Source organism: Micromonospora sp. NPDC047074, from assembly GCF_040643815.1.
Taxonomy (GTDB): domain Bacteria; phylum Actinomycetota; class Actinomycetes; order Mycobacteriales; family Micromonosporaceae; genus Micromonospora.
On sequence record NZ_JBEYVB010000018.1, the window covers coordinates 104,183 to 120,665 of the forward strand.

Consider the following 16,483-nt stretch of genomic DNA (forward strand, 5'->3'; position numbering starts at 1 on the left):
CCCTGCGCTGAAAGAACGCGACCGGGCGCGGAAATTAGTCAGGATGGGGGCGGGTCGGGAACCCCTTCCGGCCCGCCCCCACCGCGGCGTCACTCCCTGAGCAGCGGCAGCACCCGGCGGCCGAGCAGGTCGACGCCGCCGGCCGGGGTCAGCCCGTGCGGGGTGCCGAACTCCACGCGGGTGGCCCCGGCGTCGAACACCGCCGCGGCCTGCGCGGCGACGTGTTCCGGGGTGCCGGAGAAAGCGAACAGGTCGAGCAGGTCCCCGCCGATCAGCGCGCCGGCGAGGTCGTGCTCCTGGCGGGCCACGTGCTGCTGGATCCGCGCCAGCAACTCCGGGTCGATGTCGACGTTCGGGTCGAGGGCGGCGACCACGGCGAGGTACATGGCGACCTCCGTGCGGGCCACCCGGCGGGCCAGGGCGCCGTCCTCGTCCACCACGGTGACCGCCCCGATCACCACACCCACCTGCTCCCGGCCGGCGGGCGTGGCCTCGTCCAGCCAGGCCCGCATCGTCTTGGCCATCGCCGGATTGGCCGACCCGCCGACCTTGATCTCCGAGGCGAACGCGGCGGCCGTCCGGGCGGTCTGCTGACCCCAGGTGCCCACCAGGACCGGCACGTCGGCGCGGACCGGGGCGTAGCGCAGGGCGGTGCCGGGCGCCACGGTGAACTCCCGGCCGGCGAAGCCGCCCTCGTCGCGGGAGAGCAGCAGTCGCACCACGTCGACCGTCTCGGTGATCCGGCGCAGCGGCCTGGCCTGCGGCACCCCGACCTGGTCCAGCCAGGTGCCCCGCGCCAGCCCGAGGTAGGCCCGCCCGTCCGACGCCAGGTCCAGGGCCGCGACCTGCCCGGCGATCTCCACCGGGTGCATGGTGAACGGGTTGAGGCAGGCCGACCCGAGCCTGATCCGCCGGGTGTGCCGGGCGGCCACCAGCAGCGGGAAGATCGGCGGCTGGTACATCAGGTCGCCGAAGACCGACAGCACGTCGAAGCCGTGCCGTTCGGCGAGTTCGGCCAGCGCGGCGTACTCGTCGGCGCTCTTGTCGGACTGCAGCCCGATGCCGACCAGCCGGCGTCCGTCGTCGGTGCTCACGTCAGTTCTCCAGTCGGAATCTGGCGCCGGCCGGTCCGCTCGATGCGCAGGATGACCCGCTCGTCGGGGTCGGGGCAGGCCACGTGGCAGTCCCGGGCCAGCCAGTCCTCCGGCGGCAACGGGCGCTGCTTGGCCGGCAGCAGGGGCAGGCACGCGGCGAGGGCGTAGAGGCAGAAGTGCTTGCCCGTCGGGATGCTGAGCCGGTTCGACTCGGTCAGGTCGATGTAGTCACCCGGCTGGAGGCCGCAGACGGACCGACCCTCGATCCGCTCCACCACGACCCGCAGGTCGTAGAGGTCGGTGACCGGTTCCTCGGCGCTCATCGGACCGCCTCCGCGTGGTGGTGCACGATCCGCCAGCCCCGCTCGTCGCGGCGCAGCACGTCGGTCACCCGGAAACAGTCGTCCGGCTGCCCGGTCGCGTACCTGGCCCGCAGGACGTAGCGGACCAGGCCGGTGTCGTCCCACGACTCGACCCGGAACTGCTCGGGCGCGACCGAGGTGGGGGGCGCGGCCGGGCCCCGGTCCGCCGCCCGGCGGTCCCGCAGGTCGTCCAGGGCGGCCAGCCCGTCCAGCAGCTCGGGTGCGTCCGATTCCCAGATCGTCAGCTCGGGGTGCAGGCGGGCGTCGAACGCGGCACGGTCGCCCAGCGACCGGTACATGTCGGTGATGGCGGCGGTGAGATCGTCAACGGTCATCGGGACTCGCTTCCGGACGGGAGGGCGGACGGGGCGGGGGTGGTGCGGCGGTTGTCAGGACAGCTCGGCGAGGCGGGCGCGCAGCGGGTCGAGCCCCATCGGCCCGAGACGCAGGGCGCGGTGGTGGAACCGCTTGCGGTCGAACCCGGCGCCCTCGCGGCGCTCGACCTCCCGGCGGGCCTGCTGCCACAGCCGCGCCCCGACCTTGAAGGCCAACGCCTGTGCCGGCCAGCCGAGGTACCGGTCGACCTCGAACCGTGCGGTCGCCGGGTCCAGCCCGGCCACCCGGGTCAGGAAGTCGACGGCCAGCTCCGGGGTCCACCGGCGCGCGTCGGTGAAACCCGTCCCGGCGGGGATCGGCACGTCCAGGTGCAGGCCGAGGTCGATGACCACCCGGGCGGCGCGCCACATCTGCCCGTCGAGCATCCCGAGCCGCTCGCCGGGCCCGGCGTAGAGGCCGAGTTCGTCGGCGAGGCGTTCGGCGTAGTGCGCCCAGCCCTCGGCGTACCCGTGCACCTGGCACAGCGACCGCTGCCACGGGTGCAGGTCGGCCGTGGTGAGGGTGATCGCGTGCTGGAGGTGGTGCCCGGGCAGCCCCTCGTGGCAGAGCGTGCCGACGTGCCGCCACACCGGCACCGTCGACTCGCCGGGAGGCGTCGACCACCAGATCCCGCCGGGGCGGGTCAACCCGGCGTCGGGCGGGGTGTAGTACATGACCCCGGAGGCGGCGGGACTGATCCGGCACACCACCCGGCGGGTGGCGGCCGGGATGTCGAAGTGCGGGCCGTCCAGGGCGTCGGTGAGCTGCTCGGTGCGCTCCCGCAGCCACCGCTCCAGCTCTCCTCCGACGGGCACCCGGCCGGCCGGGTCGGCGTCCAACCCGGCCCGCGCGGCCGCCACGTCCGGGTAGCCGAGTTCGGCGGCGACCGCGCGCTGCTCGGCGGCGGTGCGGGCCAGCTCCGCCCAGCCGTACTCGTACAGCTCGTCCAGGTCGACCCTCGCGCCGAGGAAGCTGCGCGCGGTGACGGCGTACAGGTCGCGGCCGACGCCGTCGACCTCGGTGGCCCGGGGCGCCAGCTCGGTGCGCAGGAACGCGGCGAACTCGGCGGTGGCGGCGCTGGCCAGTTCCGCCCCGGCGGCCAGCTCGCCGGCCAGCGGCCCGCCCGGGTAGCCGGCGACCAGCCGGCCGTAGAAGTCGTCCGAGGTGACCCAGGCGGTGCACTGGTCGGCGACCGCCAGCACCTGCCGGCGGGCGACCAGGTGCCCCCGCCGGGCCGACCAGCGCAGCGTCTCGGCGTACTGGTCGAGGGCCGTGGGCACCCGGCGCAGGTGCGCGGCGACGACGGCCCAGTCCTCGCCGGTGGCGCGCGGCAGGTTGTCGAAGACCTGCCGGACCAGGTGCACCGGGGTCGCCAGCGGGGCGAGCAGCCGGGTGGTGAAACCCGCGTCGTACAGGTCGATCTCGCTGGCCAGCCGGTCGCGCAGCGCGCCGGCGAGGGCGTGCTGCGCGGTGCCGTCGGCGCGGGCACCGGCCGCCGCCGTGGCGGTGCCACGGGCCAGCTCCGCCCGGGCGGTGAAGCCGTCGGGGGAGAGGTCCGCGAAGTGCGAGTCGGGGGTACGACCGGCCGCCTCGGCGGCCTCCGGGTCCAGTCCGGCGAGCGCGTCGAGGTACCGGTCGGCGACCTCGACGATCGTCGTCATCGGGCGACCCCGAGGCGGCCGTGGTCGTCCCGGTATCCGACGCCGCCCTTGAGCACGGTGTGCAGGGTGCGCAGCGCCGACACCGAGCGGGTGGGGTCGTCGCGCAGGACCAGCAGGTCGGCGTGCTTGCCCACCTCGACGCTGCCGAGCGTGTCGGCCTGGCCCAGCCACTGCGCGGGGCGGATGGTGGCGGACTTCAGCGCGTCGGCGACGGGCATCCCGGCGTCCACCATGAACTCCAGCTCGCGCACGGTCGCGGTCGTCTCGTCGTAGCCGGCGTGCGGCGGCATGTCGCTGCCCAGCGCGATCGGCACCCCGTTGCGGATGGCGTGCTGGAGGCTCTCCCAGTGCCGGGGCCCGGCGCCCAGGGCGCGGTCCATCAGCCAGCCCGGCACGCCGGAGTCGCGGAAGAACTGCTCGCAGCGGCTGACCACGATGGTCGGGACGTACCAGACGCCCCGCTCGGCCATCAGGCGGGTGACCTCGTCGGTCAGCTCGTAGCCGTGCTCGACGCAGTCCAGGCCGAGTTCCACGGCGCGGCGCACCGACTCGGCGGGTCCGGCGTGCGCGGTGACCTTGCGGCCCCAGTCGTGCGCCACCCGGATCACCGCCGCCAGCTCGTCGTCGAGCAGCTGCGGGGTGTCGATCGACTCGAACTCGCCGGCGATGCCGCCGGAGATGCACACCTTGATCAGGTCGGCGCCGGCCCGGATCTGCTGGCGGGTGAGCCGGCGGAACCCGTCCGCCCCGTCGGCCTCCAGGGCGTCGGCCTCCCAGCCGTGCCCGCCCGTGCAGCAGAGGGCGTGCCCGGCGGTGAAGATCCGTGGGCCGTCCACCGCGCCGCGTTCGATGCCCTTGCGCAGGGCGAAGTCGGCGTACCGGCTCTCGCCGACGAGCCGGGCGGTGGTGACGCCGGAGTGCAGCGTCCGGCGGGCCGAGTCGGCCATCAGCAGCACCAGCTCGGCGAGGTTCGACCGGTGCACCTCGTCGCCGAAGTGCCCGGGCAGGCCGAGCGAGAGGTGGACGTGCATGTTGGTCAGGCCGGGCATGACGTGGTCGCCGCGCAGGTCGACCACCCGGGCGCCGCCCGCCTCGGTGAGGACGTCGTCGACCGGTCCGACCGCGCGGATCGTGCCGTCGGCGCCGATCCAGATGCCCTGGTCGCGCTGGAGGTCGTCCCGGACGCCGTCGTAGAGCGCGAAGTTGACCAGGACCTGTTCGGTGGGGATGTGCATGCGGTGTCCTCTACGCGGCGGGCACGGCGGCCGGGGCCACCGTGGGGTCGTTGAGCCAGCAGGCGGCGCTGCGGCCGCCGAGGTCGAGCGTGGGCGGCTGCTCGCCGCACGGCCCGAAGGCGTGCGGGCAGCGCGGCCGGAACCGGCAGCCGGCCGGCGCGTGGGCCGGGTCGGGCACCTCCCCGGCGAGTGTCCTGGGCAGCTGCGGGTGCGCCGAGATCTGCGGCACCGCGTCGATCAACGCCTGGCTGTACGGGTGCCGGGGCGTGGACCAGAGCTGGCGGGTGGGCGCGGTCTCGACGATCCGGCCCAGGTACATCACCGCCGTGACGTCGGCGATCTCGTGCACCAGGGACAGGTCGTGCGAGATGAACAACATGCCCATGTCCAGGTCGCGGACGAGCCCGACGAGCAGGTTGACCACCTGCGCCTGGGAGGAGGCGTCCAGCGCGGTGACCGGTTCGTCCGCGATGATCATCCGAGGTTCCGGCGCCAGGGCCCGGGCGATCGCGAGCCGTTGCCGCTGGCCGCCGGAGAACTGGTGCGGGTACCGCTGCGCCGCCTCGGCCGGCATGCCGACCCGGTCCAGCAGGTCGAGGACCCTGCCCCGGCGGGCCGCGCCGGTCACCGTGTCCGGCACCCCGTCGAGGAGCTGGGCGCCGATGGTGCGCCGGGGATTCAGCGACGCGTACGGATTCTGGAAGACCATCTGGAGCCCGACCTCCGGCCCCGGGCGGCGCCGCCAGCGCAGCGGGGTGACCGGCTGGCCGGCGAACCGGATCGTGCCCGCGCTCGGCGCGGCCAGGCCGACCGCGACCCGGGCCAGCGACGACTTGCCGCAGCCGGACTCGCCGACCAGGCCGACGATCTGGCCGGGCGCCACCTCCAGGCTCACCCCGGCCACGGCCCGCACCGGCCCCCGACCGCGCGCCTTGTACTCCACCTCGACGTCGCTGATCTCGAGCAGGCTGCCCGATCCGATCGGCTCGTTCATGCCGCCACCTCCAGGTGCGGACGGACCACGCAGGCCACCGACCGGTCGGGGCCGGCGGAGGAGAGCGGGGGCGGCGCGGTGCCGCAGGACGGCTCGGCGTACCCGCACCGGGGCTGGAACGGGCAGCCGGGCGGCGCCTGCCCCGGGGCCGGCGGCCCGCCCGGGATGGGCCGCAGCGTGCCGACCGCCTGGGTGCCGTGCGGGCGGGCACCGAGCAGCGCCGCCGTGTAGGGGTGCCGGGGGGCGGTGAGCAGCGCCCCGGTCGGCCCGGTCTCCACCACCCGTCCCGCGTAGAAGACGTAACCCCGGGTGGTCAACGCGCTGAGCACCCCGAGGTCGTGGGTGATGAAGGCGACGGCCAGCCCGGTCTCGGCGCGCAGCCGGTCCAGCAGCGCGAGGATGCCGGCCTGCACCGTCACGTCCAGCGCGGTGGTCGGCTCGTCGGCGATCAGCAGCCGGGGCCGGGCGGCCAGGGCGATCGCGATGGCTGCCCGCTGCCGCATGCCGCCCGAGAACTGGTGCGGGTACGCCCGCACCGCCCGCTCCGGGTCGGGGATGCGGACCTGGTCGAGCAGCTCCACGGCCCGCCGGTCCGCCGCCCGCCGGTCCATCCCCAGGTGGACCCGCATGTGTTCGGTCAGTTGCCGGCCCACCGTGAGCATCGGGTGCAGCGCCGCGGTCGGGTCCTGGAAGACCATCGCGATCCCGGCGCCCCGCACCTTCTGCCAGCGCCGGGCGTCCAGGCCGAGCAGTTCGGTGCCGTCGAACCGGGCCGACCCGGTGACCTTGGCCCCGGCGGGCAGCAGTCCCAGCAGGGTCTGTGCGGTGAGGCTCTTGCCGCAGCCGCTCTCGCCCGCGATGCCCACCAACTCGCCCTCGCCGACGCTGAACGACACGTCGTGCAGGATCGGCAGCGGCCCGGTGGGGCCGGGCAGGGTGACGGCCAGGGAGTCGACGTCGAGCAGGGGCTTCATCTCAGCGTCCCTTCGCGTAGCGGGGGTCGATCCGGTCGCGCAGCGCGTCGCCGAGCACGTTGAACGCCATCACCACGGTGAGGATGGCCAGACCGGGGAACACGCTGACCCACCACATGGAGAGGTCCTGCGAGCCGAGCGCGACCATCGAGCCCCACTCGGCCGCCGGCGGGCGGGGGCCGAGGCCGAGGAAGGACAGCGCCGACAGCAGCAGCACCGCGTTGCCGAGTTCGAGGGTGGCCAGCACGATCGCCGGTCCCACACTGTTGGGCAGGACGTCGCGGCGCAGCGCGCGGACCGGGCCCACGCCGAGCAGCCGGGCGGCGCTGAGGTAGTCCTCGCCGCGCATGGTCAGCACGGCGCTGCGGATGACCCGGGCGTAGACCGGCCAGGAGACGATGACCAGCGCCAGGACGGCGTTGCGGGTGCTGGGTCCGAACGCGGCGGTCACCGCCATCGCCAGGATGATCTGCGGGAACGCGAAGACCAGGTCGGTCAGGCGCATCAGCGCCTCGTCGACGAACTTGCCGACGTAGCCGGCGACCAGCCCGAGCAGGCCGCCGATCAGCAGGGCGAGCGAGACGATGGCGAGCGCGAGCGGGATCGACAGGCGCGAGCCGTAGACCACCCGGCTGAACACGTCCCGGCCGAGGGAGTCGGTGCCGAACCAGTGTGTGCCCGACGGCGGGGCGTAGGCGTCCGGGCTCTGCGCCAGCGGGTCGTACGGCGCGACGACCGGGGCGAGCAGCGCCACCAGCAGCCAGCCGCCGAGGATGACCAGGGCCGCCACGGCGATCGGCTGTCGCCAGATGGGCCGCGCCGTCGAGCGTCCCCGCAGCCGGCCGCCCAGGAAGCGGCGCCGGGTCAGCGCGGCGGTCGCCTTGGGGTCGGGCGCCACGGGATCGGGTGCGAGTGCGGTCATGACAGTCGGATCCTCGGGTCGATGAGCCCGTACAGCAGGTCGACCGTGAGGTTGACGAGCGTGTAGACCAACGCCACGAACAGACTGACGCCGAGGATCGCGGGCAGGTCCAGCGCCGTGGCGCTGCGGTAGGCGTACTGGCCGAGGCCCGGCCAGCCGAAGATGTTCTCGACCAGCACCGTGCCGGACAGCAGCGAGGCGAACGCCAGCCCGGAGACGGTGATCACCGGGACCAGCCCGGCGCGCAGCAGGTGCCGGCGGAACACCACCCGGGTGGGCAGGCCCTTGGCGTACGCGGCCCGGATGTAGTCCTGCTGGAGCACCTCCAGCATCGACGAGCGGACGAACCGGACCAGCATCGCCACGGTCAGGCTGGTCAGCACGAGCACCGGCAGGACCAGGTGCTGCGCGGCGTCCCAGGCGACGTCCCACTGGCCGGCGAGCGCGGCGTCGACCGTGTACATGCCGGTCACCGTCGGCGGCGGGCTGAAGTCGGTGGAGAGCCGGCCGCCGCTGGGCGCCAGGCCGAGCTGGTAGAAGAAGACGTAGAGCACGACGAGCGACAGCCAGAACGGCGGGGTGGACAGGCCCAGCAGCGCGCCGACCCGGATCAGCTGGTCGGTGACCCGGCCGCTGCGCACGGCGGCGAGCATGCCGATGCCGGTGCCGATCAGCAGCGCCAGCACCATGGTGGGGATGGCCAATTCCATGGTCGCCGGCACGTACTGGAACAGGTCGTCCATCACGGCCCGGCCGGTCTGCTGGGAGATGCCGAGGTCGCCCTGGAAGAGGTTGCCGAGGTACTGGAAGTACTGCACGTACAGCGGCTGGTCCAGGCCCCACTTCTCGCGGAACGCGGCCACCGTGGCGGGGTCGTTGAGCGCCTGGTCGGAGAGGTTGGCCGTGACCGGGTCACCGGGCACCACGGTCACCAGGCCGAACGTCACGATCGTGACGCCCAGCAGCAGACCGGCCGTGATCGCCACCCGCTTGGCCAGGAACACCAGCAGCGACCGGTGCGGCCGAGGCCGGGACGCGGTCGTGGTGACCGCGCCCGGCTCGGCGTCGTCGACTGTCGTCGTCATGAGGTGGTTACTCCCGGCCGACCGCGGCCAGGTCGACCTGCCAGCCCGCGGCGGTGTAGTCGGTGCCGGTCAGGTCGCCGGTCGCCACCACGGTGGAGGAGTTGTTCGCCAGGACGATGTACGGCGAGGCGGCGTTCATCGCCCGCTGCCACTCCTGCATGGCGGTGGCCCGGGCCGCGAGGTCGAGGGTCGAGGTGACCTTCTTGCCGGCCTCCACGACGGCCGGGTCGGCGCGCTCGACGGTCCAGCCCGAGCGCAGCGCGGTGGCCTGGCCGGGGGACATGTTGTTGATCAGCGAGTCGGCGACCGGGTAGTTGAGGCTCTGCGGGGTGAACCCGAGGGCCATCTTGCCCGTACGCATCTCGTCGAGGAACGTGGTCAGCGGCTGCGGGGTCAGCTCCAGCTTGATGCCGGCCTCGGCGGCGTCGCCCTGCACCTTGGTCGCGACCGTGCCCAGGTCGACGCCCTTGTACGTGATGGCCGGGTAGTTGAACTTGACCGTGGGGTTGGTCAGCCCCGCCTCGGCGAGCAGCGCCTTGGCCTTCGCCACGTCGCGCTTCGACTCCTCACCGGCGGGCAGCGCGCCCGGGTAGGCCGGGGCCACCAGCCCGGCGCCGGGGGCGGCGCCCTTGCCGTACAGCCCGGCGATGCCCTGGTAGTCGATCGCGGCGCGCAGCGCCTGGTTGAACTTCGCGTTCGAGCTCACCGGGGACACGGCCGGGTCGGCGTTGAGGAAGAGGAAGTAGACCGTGTCCTGCATGGAGGTGGTCTTCAGGGTGTCCGGCAGGCCCTCCAGCAGCTTGCCGGAGATGTCCAGCGCGATCTCCGAGCCGCTGGCCCGCTGCATGGTCAGCTTCTGGGTCTGCACGTCCATGTTGCGCAGCACGACCCGGCCGTACGCGGGCTTGGTGCCCCAGTAGTTGGGGTTGGCCTCCAGCACCACCTGCGCCGACGGGTCGTACGACTTCAGCACGTACGGGCCGCTGCCGATCGAGTTCTTGTCGAGGTACTGCTGCGCGCTGTCGCTCTTCGCGGCGTCGGCGGCGTCCGTCGCGCCGTTTTCCTTGGCGACCTTGGAGTTGACCACGCCGGTCGACGGCATCGAGAGCACCACGGGGATGTTCGGGTCGGCGGTCGCCGAGGTGACCACCACGGTCCGCTCGTCGGTCTTGGCGAACGTGAGGCCGCCGACCATGACCGCCGGGCTGGCCTTGACGTTCTTCAGCCGGTTCAGGGAGAAGACCACGTCGTCGGCGGTCAGCGGGGTGCCGTCGGAGAACTTCACCCCCTCGCGGAGCTTGAAGGTGAAGGTCTTGGCGTCGGCGGAGGCCTCGTACGACTCGGCCAGCGCGGGGACGGGCTTGCTGACGTCCGCGCCCTTGAAGGTCAACAGGGTGTCGTAGAGGGAGTGCACGGCCGTGAGCCCGGTGGCCTCGTAGATCCGGCCGGGGTCGAGCGTCTTCAGGACGAACGAGGTGTTGACGGTCAGGGTCTTGGCCGAACCGCCGTCACCGTTTCCTCCGCTGCCGCCCGCGCTGCACGCGGTGCTGGAGGCGATGGCCAGCGCCGTCAGAGCGATCGCTCCGACGCGGAGCCGGCGAGGGGACACCGACATGCTGTTCCTACCTTCGTGTGGGCCGGCCCGCGCTGCACGGGCTCTGGGGGCGGGCCGGACCCGGCGACTTCGGTGACGCCGTGGGCCTGGCCGGTTGGTGCCGCCCGACGACGGATCCTCGGGTCTTCGCCGATGTGCCGTCATGGGGTTGGATGTACCCGGACAGGACGCCTGTCCGGTTCGTGCCTCAACGCCGCTTGTTTAGTTGCGCCAAACACAGTTTACCTTCTGTTTGACCATGCTAGACAGCAGCGTATAGTTACGTCAAACATTTCTAGCCACACTGTTCAAAGACGAGGAAGACGCATGCTCGGTGACCAGCTCCGCGACCTGCGCCAGCAGCACTCCCTCACGCTCCGTCAGCTCGCGGCCGCAGCCGACGTCTCTCCCGCCCTGCTCAGCCAGATCGAGAATGGCGCAACAGACCCCAGTTTGGCCACTCTCCGTAAACTCGCCAAGGTTTTTGACACCTCGATCGCGGCGTTGTTCTCCGAGCCGGATGCCCCGCTGGTGCACATCAGCCGTCCCGGCTCGCGCTCCCGGCTCGCCGCGCCGCCGGGACAGATCGCCTACGACCGGCTCACGCCGGGCCGCGGTGACCTGGAGGTGCTGGAGGCCGAGCTGGCACCCGGCGACGCCAGCTCCAACGAGCCGTGGGCACACCCGTCGACCGAGTGCGCGATCGCCGTCACCGGCGAGATCGTCGCCGAGATCGGCGGCGAGTCGTACGTGCTGAAGACCGGCGAGGCGATCACCTTCGACTCCCGGCTGCCGCACCTCTACCGCAACGCCAGCGACCGGCACGCCCGGCTGATCATCGCGGTCACCCCACCCACCCCCTGACCCCACCGGCACGTCACCCGGCCCGCGTCCCGGCACGCGGGCGGTACGACGCCGCCCGTCGAAAGGACCCCGCAGTGGACCGCGACAGCGTCGACTGGTTCGGCTACCTGCCGGCCGTCACCACCCCGTTCACCGCCACCGGCGAGCTGGACCTCGCCGCCTGGCGGGCCCAGCTCGACTGGCTCGCCGGCGAGCGGCTGCACGGGGTGATCGTCGGCGGGACCACGGGGGAATGGTTCAGTCTCAGCGAACAGGAGCGGGCCGAGCTGTTCCGGGCGGCCGCCGAGCGGGTCGGCGACCGGCTCACCGTGCTCGGCGGCTGCAACGCGTACACCCCGGCGGAGGCGATCCGGCACGCCGAGGCCGCCCGGGCCGCCGGCCTGCACGGGATCCTGCTCACCCCGCCGCCGTACGTGGTGCCCACCCGCGCCGAGGTCGTGGCCTTCTACCGGGCCGTCTCCGACGCGGTGGACATCCCGCTCTGCGTCTACAACTGGCCGCGCGGCACCGGCGTCGACCTGGACGCCGACCTGCTGCGGGAGCTGAGCGAGCTGGACACGGTGGTGGCCGTCAAGAACTCGACAGCGGATTTCGGCGGGTTCGTCCGCGGCCTCGTCGCGTTGCGGCACCGGGTGCGCTACTTCGGCATCCCCACCAACGAGGTGGGCATCGAGTTGATGACCACGATCGGCGGCGACGGGCTGATGGGCGCCGGCGCCGTCCTCGGCGCCGACCACCCCGACTTCTTCCGCGCGCTGCGGGCCGGGGACCTCGACCGGGCCCGGGTGCTCGGCGCCCGGGACCGGGTGATCATGGAGGACTGGTTCGGCCCGGACTACGGCGCCCGGTTCGGCAACGCACAGGCGATCATGAAGTACGCGCTCACCCTGCGGGGCGTGCCGGCCGGCCACGTCCGCGCGCCGCTGCTCCCGCTGACCCCCGCCGAGCAGGCCCGGGTCCGCGCCACCATGGCCCGGCTCGACCTACTGCCATGATCCGCTACGACACCGCTGTCATCGGCGGCGGCCTGCTCGGCTGCGCCACCGCCTGGCACCTGGCCCGCGCCGGCAACCGCGTCCTGCTCGTCGAGAAGGACCAGGTCAACCGGCACGCCTCCGGGCAGAACGCGGGCAGCCTGCACTTCCAGCTGGAGTTCCGGATGGTCGAGCACGGCGACGCGGCGGCCCGGGCGGCGGCCCGCGCCCTGCCGCTGCACCTGGACGCCATGCGGGCCTGGGCCACCGTGGAGGACGAACTCGGCGAGCGCTGCGGGGTGTCCCGCACCGGCGGGCTGATGCTGGCCGAGACCCCGGCCGAGGTCGCCGTGCTGGACCGGAAGGCGGCCCTGGAACGCGAGTACGGCCTCGACGTCGCCGTGCTCTCCGGGCCGGAGCTGCGCCGGTTCGCGCCGTACCTGGCCGACACCGTCCTCGCCGCCGGCCACGTGCCCGGCGAGGGCAAGGCCAACCCCCGCCTGGTCACCCCGGCGCTGGCCCGGGCCGCCGCCCGGCACGGCGCCGTGCTGCGCACCGGCTGCCGGGTCACCGGGCTGCACCGGCGCGGCCCGCACTGGGAACTGCGCACGGGATCCGGGCCCGGCGACACCGCCGGTGAGACGCACCTGGCCGACACGGTGGTGCTCGCCGCCGGGGTCTGGACGGCCGAGCTGGCCGCGATGGCCGACGTCCGGCTGCCGGTCTTCCCGGTCGGGCTGACGATGAGCGCCACCGCCCGCAGCCGGCCGTTCCTGCCGCACCTGATCCAGCACGTCGGCCGGCGGTTGTCGCTGAAGCAGACCGAGGACGGCAACGTGCTGATCGGCGGCGGCTGGCCGGCCAAGCTGGTCAGCCGGGCCGGCCGGGTCGACCTGGAGAGCAACCCGGAGCTGCGGTACGAATCGCTGGTCGGCAACGCCGACGCCGCCCGGGTCGTTCCGGCGGTGTGCGACCTGCCGGTGATCCGGACGTGGACGGGCATGACCACGCTCACCCCGGACCACCTGCCCCTGCTCGGCGCGGTCCCGCGCCGGCCGGGGCTCTTCGTCGCCACCGGCGGCTCGGCCTTCACCCTCGGCCTGACCTACGCCCGGCTCCTGGCCGACATGGTCCTGGGCGGCGGCGCCGACCGGTCGATCGAGGACTACTCACCCGCCCGCTTCGGAGCGCTGAACGTTGTCTGAGCACCGCCCGCCGAGCCCGCCGGCCGCACCCAGGCGCACCGGCATGGACCGGCCCGCACCGGTCACCATCGAGGTGGACGGCCGGCCGGTGACCGCCCACCCGGGCGAGTCGCTGGCCACCGCGCTGCTCGCCGCCGGCGACCGGGCCGTCGGCACCACGCGCAGCGGCGCCCGCCGGGCCCCCTACTGCAACATGGGGATCTGCTTCGAGTGCGTCGTCACCGTCGACGACGTGCCCTGCCAGCGGTCCTGCCTGACCCGGGTCCGGGCCGGCATGCGGGTGCGCACGGCGGTGCCCCGGTGAACGCGCCCGACGTGGTGGTGGTCGGCGCCGGCCCGGCCGGGCTGGCCGCCGCCGCGACCCTCGGCCGGCACGGCGCGACCGTCACCGTCGTCGACGAGCAGGAGCAGCCGGGCGGGCAGATCTACCGCCGGCCACCGGCCGGGTTCACCCCGCCCGCCGGGGCACCCGCCGCCGGGCGGGCGCTGCTGGCCGAGGCCACCGCCGCCCCCGGCGTCCGGTGGCTGGTCGACACCACGGTGTGGGGCGTCCTCGGCACCCGGGCCGGCCTCGACGGGTACGCAGGCGTCCAGCCCGCGCCGGGCCGCTACCGGGTCGCCACGCACGGGCCCGCCGGGGTACGGCTGCTCGAACCCCGGGCGGTGCTGCTGACCGCCGGCGCGTACGACCTGCCGGTGCCGTTTCCCGGCTGGACCCTGCCGGGCGTGCTCACGGCGGGCGGGGTGCAGACGTTCGTCAAGGCCCAGGGCCTGCTGCCGGGCGGCCGGTTCGTGCTGGCCGGGGGCCATCCGCTGCTGCTGGTGGTGGCCGCCCAGCTCGTCCGGGCCGGTGCCCGGGTAGTGGAGGTCGCGCTGGTCCAGCGCCGCCGCGACCTGCTGCCCGGGCCGGCCGGGCTGACCGCCGTGGCGGGTGCCGGCGGCAAGCTCGCCGAGGGCGTCGGCGCGCTGCGGGTCCTGCGCCGGGCGGGCGTGCCGGTCCGGTTCGGCACGGTGGTCCGCCGGGCCACCGGCGATCCGGACCTGACCACGGTGACCCTCGCCGACGTCGACTCCGCCGGGCTGCCGGCGCCCGGCACCGACCGGGACGTGCCCTGCGACGTGCTGGCGCTGGGGTACGGCTTCGTCCCCTCCGTCGAGCTGGCCCGGCAGGCCGGCTGCGCGGTGGACTGGGACTCCCCGGCGGGCGGCTGGGTGGTCCGGCACGACGAGTGGCTGCGTACCTCCGTGCCTCAGATCGCGGTGGCCGGGGAGCTGACCGGGGTCGCGGGCGCCGAGCAGGCGGAGGTCGAGGGCCGGCTCGCCGCCCTCGGCGTGCTGCGCGACCTGGGGCTGCTCGACGCGCACCGGGCCGCCACGCTGGCCCGCCCGGTACGCCGGGAGCTGCGCCGCCGGCGCCGGTTCGTCACCCGGGTGCTCGACCGGTTCGCGCCGGACCGGGCGGCCCTGGGCAGCCTCGTCACCGACGACACCGTGCTCTGCCGGTGCGAGGAGGTGCGGGCCGGTGACGTGCGCCGCGCGCTGCGGGCCAACCCGCACCTCGGCACCGCGAACGCCGTCAAGCTGGTGACCCGCGCCGGGATGGGCCTGTGCCAGGGCCGGTCCTGCCAGCCCGGGGTCTGCCAACTGATCTCCGCCGAGACCGGCCGGGGGCCGGAGCAGGTCGGCGCGTTCACCGCGCAGGCTCCGGTCAAGCCCGTCCCGCTGCGGGCCCTCGCGGTCGGCGACGACCCGTCCGCCGTGGACTGAGCGCGCTGGCGGGTCCCCGCCCACTGGCGCTCCGCGCCCGGGCCGTCCGATGGCGTCAGAGCCAGCCGGAGCGGCGGAAGAGGCGGTGCAGGGTGAACGCGGTCAGCGCCATCAGGCCGAGCGCGGCCGGGTAGCCGTAGCGCCAGCCCAGCTCGGGCATGGTGGCGAAGTTCATGCCGTAGATCCCGGCGATCCCGGTCTGGGTGGCGGCGATGGCGGCCCAGGCGGCGATCTTGCGCATGTCGTTGTTCTGGTCCACCGCGAGCTGCGCCAGCCGGGACTGCAGGATCGAGTTGAGCAGGTCGTCGTACGCGGCGACCCGGTCCACCGCCCGGGTCAGCCGGGAGTCCACGTCGGCGAACCACCGCCGCAGGCCCCGGGGTGGGTTGTCGGGCCGCTGGTCGAGCAGCGAGCGCAGCGGCGCCTGCAACGGCAGCACCGCCCGCTTGAACTCCACCACCTCCCGCTTGAGCTGGTAGATGTGCTGGATGTCGGCGGAACGGTCCCGGGCGAAGACGGTCTCCTCGACGCGTTCCAGGTCCCGCTCGACGTGCCCGGCGACCTCCAGGTAGAGGTCGACCATCCGGGAGCAGACCGCGTACGCCACGGCCCAGGGGCCCTCCGCGAGGACCGCCGGGCGGCGCTCGATGTCGGCGCGGACCGAGGTGAGGGTGCCGGCGGCCCCGTGCCGCACGGTGATGACGAAACGGTCGCCGAGCAGGACCATCACGTCACCGGTGTCGATCACCTCGGAGGTGTCGGTCAGTTCGGCGTGCTCCACGTAGCCGGCGGTGCGCAGCACCAGCAGGGTCACGTCGCCGTCGCGGCGCACCGTGGGGCGGTGGCCGTCGGCGAGCGCCTGCTCGACGGTCAGGTCGTCGAGCCCGAAGGTGCGCCCGACCGACGCCATCACCGCCGGGTCCGGCTCGTGCAGCCCCAGCCAGACGAAGGCGTCGCGGGCCCGGCGGCTGCGGGCGTACGCGTCGGCGAAGTGCGGGCGGCCCGGCTCGCGCCGCCCGCCGACGTAGACGGCGCAGTCGACAACGGCGTCGGGATTGGACCGTGGCGGCTCCGGCCGGCGCTGTCCCGGCACCGTGCGGCCGAGCAGCCGGCCGACCACGGCGGACAGACCTGTGCGTGCCCCCGCCTCCTGCACCACTGTCCACCTCCGCGTCGCCGGCATCCGCGCGGACACCGTACTCGTCGGCGGCGACAGCGGGGTCACGACATCCGGGTGGCGAAGACGACGACGTTGTCGACGTAGCCGCCGATGTGCCGGTCGAACCGGCCGCCGCAGGTGATGAGGCGCAGCCCGGCCGCGGCGTTGGGGCCGTAGACCAGGTCGGTGGGGAAGCGGTCCTTCGGGTACGACGCGAC

16 protein-coding genes and 1 pseudogene are annotated in these 16,483 nt (G+C 74.2%); 5 read left to right on the forward strand and 12 right to left on the reverse strand.

What is annotated here, in order from left to right; all coding sequences use genetic code 11:
- Window positions 1-89 precede the first annotated feature (89 nt).
- From ABZ809_RS21635 to ABZ809_RS21680, 10 genes are read right to left on the reverse strand one after another with little or no spacing between them, the layout of a single operon-like run.
- Window positions 90-1,094 carry an LLM class flavin-dependent oxidoreductase gene (locus ABZ809_RS21635; protein ID WP_357564369.1) on the reverse strand — a complete coding sequence of 335 codons (1,005 nt, stop codon included), beginning with the start codon at window positions 1,092-1,094 and terminating at the stop codon, window positions 90-92.
- Complete coding sequence (locus ABZ809_RS21640) at window positions 1,091-1,417, reverse strand: TIGR04076 family protein (RefSeq protein WP_357564370.1); 327 nt, start codon at window positions 1,415-1,417, stop codon at window positions 1,091-1,093. Before ABZ809_RS21640 ends, ABZ809_RS21635 begins: the two co-directional genes overlap by 4 nt.
- Window positions 1,414-1,791: a nuclear transport factor 2 family protein gene (locus ABZ809_RS21645; protein WP_357564371.1), complete on the reverse strand. Its 378-nt coding sequence runs from the start codon at window positions 1,789-1,791 to the stop codon at window positions 1,414-1,416. The genes ABZ809_RS21640 and ABZ809_RS21645 overlap by 4 nt, the downstream gene beginning before the upstream one ends.
- Before the next feature lie 54 nt (window positions 1,792-1,845).
- Window positions 1,846-3,492, reverse strand: a complete 1,647-nt coding sequence (locus tag ABZ809_RS21650; protein WP_357564372.1) for a DUF885 domain-containing protein — start codon at window positions 3,490-3,492, stop codon at window positions 1,846-1,848.
- On the reverse strand, window positions 3,489-4,727 hold the full coding sequence (locus tag ABZ809_RS21655) for an amidohydrolase family protein (RefSeq protein ID WP_357564373.1): 1,239 nt from the start codon (window positions 4,725-4,727) through the stop codon (window positions 3,489-3,491). The genes ABZ809_RS21650 and ABZ809_RS21655 overlap by 4 nt, the downstream gene beginning before the upstream one ends.
- 10 nt (window positions 4,728-4,737) lie before the next feature.
- Entirely contained in the window at window positions 4,738-5,721 is a 984-nt protein-coding gene (locus ABZ809_RS21660; protein ID WP_357564374.1) for an ABC transporter ATP-binding protein, read from the reverse strand.
- The gene (locus tag ABZ809_RS21665; RefSeq protein WP_357564375.1) at window positions 5,718-6,695 is read right to left on the reverse strand and encodes an ABC transporter ATP-binding protein; all 978 of its coding nucleotides are present in this window, start codon (window positions 6,693-6,695) and stop codon (window positions 5,718-5,720) included. The genes ABZ809_RS21660 and ABZ809_RS21665 overlap by 4 nt, the downstream gene beginning before the upstream one ends.
- Before the next feature lies 1 nt (window position 6,696).
- Window positions 6,697-7,617: an ABC transporter permease gene (locus tag ABZ809_RS21670; RefSeq protein WP_357564376.1), complete on the reverse strand. Its 921-nt coding sequence runs from the start codon at window positions 7,615-7,617 to the stop codon at window positions 6,697-6,699.
- A complete protein-coding gene (locus ABZ809_RS21675; RefSeq protein ID WP_357564377.1) occupies window positions 7,614-8,702 on the reverse strand; it encodes an ABC transporter permease in 1,089 nt (362 codons plus the stop codon). Before ABZ809_RS21675 ends, ABZ809_RS21670 begins: the two co-directional genes overlap by 4 nt.
- 7 nt (window positions 8,703-8,709) lie before the next feature.
- Window positions 8,710-10,317, reverse strand: coding sequence for an ABC transporter substrate-binding protein (locus tag ABZ809_RS21680; protein WP_357564378.1), 1,608 nt, complete (start codon window positions 10,315-10,317; stop codon window positions 8,710-8,712).
- A gap of 306 nt (window positions 10,318-10,623) precedes the next feature.
- Between ABZ809_RS21680 and ABZ809_RS21685 the strand changes: the two genes are divergently transcribed.
- From ABZ809_RS21685 to ABZ809_RS21705, 5 genes are all read left to right on the forward strand, one after another.
- Window positions 10,624-11,160, forward strand: coding sequence for a helix-turn-helix domain-containing protein (locus ABZ809_RS21685; RefSeq protein ID WP_357564379.1), 537 nt, complete (start codon window positions 10,624-10,626; stop codon window positions 11,158-11,160).
- Window positions 11,161-11,234: 74 nt separating this feature from the next.
- Window positions 11,235-12,155 (forward strand): dihydrodipicolinate synthase family protein, encoded by a 921-nt coding sequence (locus ABZ809_RS21690; RefSeq protein WP_357564380.1) that lies wholly within the window; start codon window positions 11,235-11,237, stop codon window positions 12,153-12,155.
- Entirely contained in the window at window positions 12,152-13,339 is a 1,188-nt protein-coding gene (locus ABZ809_RS21695) for an FAD-dependent oxidoreductase (protein WP_357564381.1), read from the forward strand. Before ABZ809_RS21690 ends, ABZ809_RS21695 begins: the two co-directional genes overlap by 4 nt.
- Window positions 13,340-13,382: 43 nt before the next feature.
- Window positions 13,383-13,643, forward strand: a complete 261-nt coding sequence (locus ABZ809_RS21700; protein ID WP_357564382.1) for a (2Fe-2S)-binding protein — start codon at window positions 13,383-13,385, stop codon at window positions 13,641-13,643.
- Window positions 13,640-15,106, forward strand: coding sequence for an NAD(P)/FAD-dependent oxidoreductase (locus ABZ809_RS21705; protein ID WP_357564383.1), 1,467 nt, complete (start codon window positions 13,640-13,642; stop codon window positions 15,104-15,106). Before ABZ809_RS21700 ends, ABZ809_RS21705 begins: the two co-directional genes overlap by 4 nt.
- A 55-nt stretch (window positions 15,107-15,161) precedes the next feature.
- Here the strand turns inward: ABZ809_RS21705 and ABZ809_RS21710 are convergent, their stop codons facing one another.
- Together ABZ809_RS21710 and ABZ809_RS21715 are read right to left on the reverse strand one after the other, a co-directional pair.
- Complete coding sequence (locus tag ABZ809_RS21710) at window positions 15,162-16,265, reverse strand: magnesium and cobalt transport protein CorA (RefSeq protein ID WP_357564384.1); 1,104 nt, start codon at window positions 16,263-16,265, stop codon at window positions 15,162-15,164.
- A 62-nt stretch (window positions 16,266-16,327) separates the two neighbouring features.
- Window positions 16,328-16,483 (reverse strand): annotated as a pseudogene (locus tag ABZ809_RS21715) (class F sortase); the annotation flags it as partial.

Bases quoted from the DNA above. Each gene is read 5' to 3' on its own strand.
- ABZ809_RS21640 (WP_357564370.1), bottom strand. From the start codon at position 1,417: ATGAGCGCCGAGGAACCGGTCACCGACCTCTACGACCTGCGGGTCGTG.
- ABZ809_RS21645 (WP_357564371.1), bottom strand. From the start codon at position 1,791: ATGACCGTTGACGATCTCACCGCCGCCATCACCGACATGTACCGGTCG.
- ABZ809_RS21650 (WP_357564372.1), bottom strand. From the start codon at position 3,492: ATGACGACGATCGTCGAGGTCGCCGACCGGTACCTCGACGCGCTCGCC.
- ABZ809_RS21655 (WP_357564373.1), bottom strand. From the start codon at position 4,727: ATGCACATCCCCACCGAACAGGTCCTGGTCAACTTCGCGCTCTACGAC.
- ABZ809_RS21660 (WP_357564374.1), bottom strand. From the start codon at position 5,721: ATGAACGAGCCGATCGGATCGGGCAGCCTGCTCGAGATCAGCGACGTC.
- ABZ809_RS21665 (WP_357564375.1), bottom strand. From the start codon at position 6,695: ATGAAGCCCCTGCTCGACGTCGACTCCCTGGCCGTCACCCTGCCCGGC.
- ABZ809_RS21670 (WP_357564376.1), bottom strand. From the start codon at position 7,617: ATGACCGCACTCGCACCCGATCCCGTGGCGCCCGACCCCAAGGCGACC.
- ABZ809_RS21675 (WP_357564377.1), bottom strand. From the start codon at position 8,702: ATGACGACGACAGTCGACGACGCCGAGCCGGGCGCGGTCACCACGACC.
- ABZ809_RS21680 (WP_357564378.1), bottom strand. From the start codon at position 10,317: ATGTCGGTGTCCCCTCGCCGGCTCCGCGTCGGAGCGATCGCTCTGACG.
- ABZ809_RS21685 (WP_357564379.1), top strand. From the start codon at position 10,624: ATGCTCGGTGACCAGCTCCGCGACCTGCGCCAGCAGCACTCCCTCACG.
- ABZ809_RS21695 (WP_357564381.1), top strand. From the start codon at position 12,152: ATGATCCGCTACGACACCGCTGTCATCGGCGGCGGCCTGCTCGGCTGC.
- ABZ809_RS21700 (WP_357564382.1), top strand. From the start codon at position 13,383: ATGGACCGGCCCGCACCGGTCACCATCGAGGTGGACGGCCGGCCGGTG.